At 66.1% G+C, this 3,438-nt stretch carries 5 protein-coding genes; all 5 read right to left on the minus strand.

Annotated features, from left to right (window positions below; all coding sequences use genetic code 11):
- Positions 1-16: 16 nt before the first annotated feature.
- Positions 17-157 (minus strand): hypothetical protein, encoded by a 141-nt coding sequence (locus V7004_RS15870; RefSeq protein ID WP_442968080.1) that lies wholly within the window; start codon positions 155-157, stop codon positions 17-19.
- Positions 158-277: 120 nt separating this feature from the next.
- The gene (locus V7004_RS15370) at positions 278-832 is read right to left on the minus strand and encodes a hypothetical protein (RefSeq protein WP_334145100.1); all 555 of its coding nucleotides are present in this window, start codon (positions 830-832) and stop codon (positions 278-280) included.
- A gap of 10 nt (positions 833-842) precedes the next feature.
- Complete coding sequence (locus V7004_RS15375) at positions 843-1,772, minus strand: DNA-methyltransferase (RefSeq protein ID WP_334145102.1); 930 nt, start codon at positions 1,770-1,772, stop codon at positions 843-845.
- Between the two features lie 506 nt (positions 1,773-2,278).
- A complete protein-coding gene (locus tag V7004_RS15380; RefSeq protein ID WP_334145104.1) occupies positions 2,279-2,659 on the minus strand; it encodes a cupredoxin domain-containing protein in 381 nt (126 codons plus the stop codon).
- A 61-nt stretch (positions 2,660-2,720) separates the two neighbouring features.
- A partial coding sequence (locus tag V7004_RS15385) for an FTR1 family iron permease (protein ID WP_334145105.1) occupies positions 2,721-3,438 on the minus strand: 718 nt, incomplete at its 5' end.

Consider the following 3,438-nt stretch of genomic DNA (forward strand, 5'->3'; position numbering starts at 1 on the left):
GACCACTACCGGGGGCTCAGCGCAGCGTCGCCACCGCCCCGACCCGGTCGACATCGGCGCTGCGCAACGGCTGGATCTTCGACAGCCTCTCGAAGCCCAAGTGCTCATCGAGGACTGGCGCGTCGAATACAACATCAACCGACCCCGCAGCGCCCACGGCGACCTCACCTCAACCGAGTTCGCCCAAGCCTGGACCACCCGACACCAACCAGCGCTCGCATAGCAGCTGGACCACTCACGGGGCCCGCTCATCTCGGACTCGAGCAATCCAAGGGACTCAGTACGGTCCGTGTGGCATGGCCTCGAAGAGCCGCCACACATCGCCGAGTGTGCCGCCGTGGGTATTCATCCACTCGTATGGGGTGCCAGCGTGGAAGCTCAGCCACGCTGTGTCGGTTCCGGAAGCGCCGGTGTGCTGGCCCATGCGGCCGATGACATGCTCGAACAACACCGATTTCGGAAGGAGCCAGGCGTGGGCGTCGAATGGCGAGACACCTAGGCAGAAGAGGTAGTCGTACTGCTGGTCTCGGATCTGCTGGAACCTGTAGACACCGGATTGCCAGAGCGTCGAGAACTTGATCTCTACCCGATGACCGTGGATCACCCGATCGGCGTCGCTGTTGGTGCTTCTCGTGACGTCAAGACCCTTCGCAGCACACCATCCGGCTACGAGCTGTTCGCCGATGGCTCCCCGTTGCCGAGATGGCCGCGACCGGATCCAGCCGAAGGGGCTTCCCGCCCACGGGTCGTCGCCGCCGGGCATGTAGTCGCGTTCCAGCGCCGCTGAGATCGACACAAGCAGACGAACCTCGGCGTCCTGAATCGGAGGCATCCTCATAAACCTACCGGTGCACCTCGCTCAGAAAAAGCGATGGGGCTTCATCCGCCGGTGCTTGCAGGAGGAGCGGGTCTCCTGCCTGGTCCACGTAAGCGACTCGCTCAGAGCCGAGTCGCTTACGCATCACGGCCGTTGCTTTCTCGTTCGAGTCGATCATCACGAACCGCCGGTTGAGTTGGCGCGCGACCGAACCCGTCGTCCCAGACCCGGCGAAGAAGTCGAGGACCCACTCACCCGGCGCTGATGAACCCTCCAGAATCCTGCGCAACACACCCTCGGGCTTCTGGTTCGGATAGCCGGTTTTCTCCTTGCCATTCGTGGGCACGATCGTGTGCCACCACACGTCAGTCGGAAGCTTGCCCCGTTCTCGCTTGTCCTCGCTCACCAGACCGGGAGCCATGTACGGAATCCGCTCAATCTGGTCCGGATCGAAGAAGTGCCCACCGGCTTCCTTCACGTATACGAGGATCGTGTCGTGTTTGGCGGGCCAACGATCCTTCCGGCGCCCGCCGTAGTCGTAAGCCCAGATCACTTCGTTTAGGAAGCATTCGCGCCCGAAGATCTGATCGAGGAGGACCTTGCAATAGTGAGCTTCACGGAAGTCAATGTGGAAGTAGAGGGTGCCGTCGGAGCGCAGCAACCGGCGGGCCTCTTCAAGCTTCGGGCCAATGAAGGAGAGGTAGTCATCGAAGATGTCGGCGTAGCCGATCCGGCCGACCTCTGTAGTCCGGTAGCTCTTCCCGCCGAACCCCACCCGGTCACCTTCGGCTTCCGCTGCGCGCTCTGTCCGCAGCGTTCGACGCTCCTGCACTCTTCCGGTGTTGAACGGCGGGTCGATGTAGATGAGCTGAAACGAACCGTCGGGGAGCTTGGGTAGCACGTCCATGCAGTCGCCCTGCACCACAAAGTCGTCGCTGCCGCTGAGATCGAGCATACGATCCACGGTAGTGCTGGCACGGGCGGGTGGAGCAGGACCTTGGCCCGAAAGCTCGCTCCCGTTGGACTGGACCTCGCTTCGCTCGGTGTCCGGGCGTCGCCCCGGCGTCGAGGGGGCAGCCGTTCCGCTTCGCTCCACACCCGGCCTCCGGCCTCGCGTACCCCTTGACCCCCGGGGCTCATTGGCCACCCAGTGGGGGCGATGCCGGGAAGCGCAGGCCAGAGGGGCCTGCACTCCCGAGGACGAGCACCGAAGTGACATCAGCAACCACGTCTACGAGTCCACGACAGCGGCGAGCGTGCGAGCGATCGAGGAGGGAGCCGGGTCCTGCCGCATGCAGTGACTCACCAATGGTCTGCCTCCCCCGATGAACCCGACGACCGGAAGCGCTACCCGGGCGGAAATGCGCTCTCGGCATGGAGCAGCACTCGTCGAGGGACGGCTCTGGTTCCACCGGGAGGCGGGCTGATCGCGCCGGCCCGCAGTAGTAAACGAGCTGGCGCTCACCCGGCCCCGGAGACGACCTCGAGCGTGCCGCGCTCGACGTCGCCGTTGGGGCAGTAGGTGACGAAGGTGCCGGGTTGCAGGGTCAACGAGAACGCCTTCTCGACCCCGGGGAACACGTTCTCCACCTCGCCGATGATGCGCCCACCGTCGAGGACCTCGAACTCGGTGACCGCGCTCGAACCGTCGTTGTGCACCGTGAACCGGGCCGGCCCCTCGTTGGCCACGATCGTCTGCGGTTCGCAGCCCGCATCGGAGATCGTCACCTCGATCTGCTGGACGCCATCGGCTCCGGCCTCGACCGAGCTCGAGGTCCCCGACCCGCGCTCGCGCCCCTCCTCCGACGAACACGACACCCCGACCAGCACCAGGGACGCCACGACGGCCCCGATGATCACCCTCCGAGGCACCGAGACCTCCAGAACACGTGACGAGCGATGTTCATGCCGCGGCCGGTGGCCTGGCCTGCTCGCGGCCGGTGATCGACCGCCTGGCGCGGCGGGCCGCGTCGGCCCGCCAGACCACCAGCGTCACCGGGACGACGTACACCAACCATCCCAACGCCTCGACGAGGGTCGGCTTGGGTTGCACACCGAGCACACCGGTGACCAGCGCGGCCTGGACGGTGCCCGGCCGCACCAGCCAGGTCAGGTCGACGATCTGGACCTGCCCGACGTCCAGCCATCCCGCCTCGTGAGCGGTATGGACGGCGAAGGACACCAGACCACCGGCCACCAGGACCAGTACGAGACTGGTGAGGAAGAAGAACCGTCCCAGGTTGATCCCCACTCCCCCACGGAAGATCGCATAGCCCAGCGCGACCGCCAGCGCGATCCCGGCGATCGCCCCGGTGACGGCTGCCGCGTGGTCCTGCGAGGCCTGGAAGGTGGACAGCAGGAACACCGAGGTCTCGAGCCCTTCGCGCAGCACCGCCAGGAACGCCATGAGCACCAGGCCCCACGCCGAGCCCGCCGCCAGCGCCGCCCCGGCATGGTGCTCGAGGTCCCCCCGGAGCTGGTGCGCGTGGGACGACATCCACACGATCATCCAGGTGACCATCCCCACCGCCACCAGCGCGACCACCGTCTCGAAGCCTTCCTGCTGGCGCTGGGGCAGGCTCTGGTCGAGTACCTGGAGCACCGCGGCGGCGCCGATGCAC

Source organism: Rhabdothermincola sp. (genome assembly GCF_036846205.1).
In the GTDB taxonomy this organism is placed as follows: domain Bacteria; phylum Actinomycetota; class Acidimicrobiia; order Acidimicrobiales; family Acidimicrobilacustridaceae; genus Rhabdothermincola.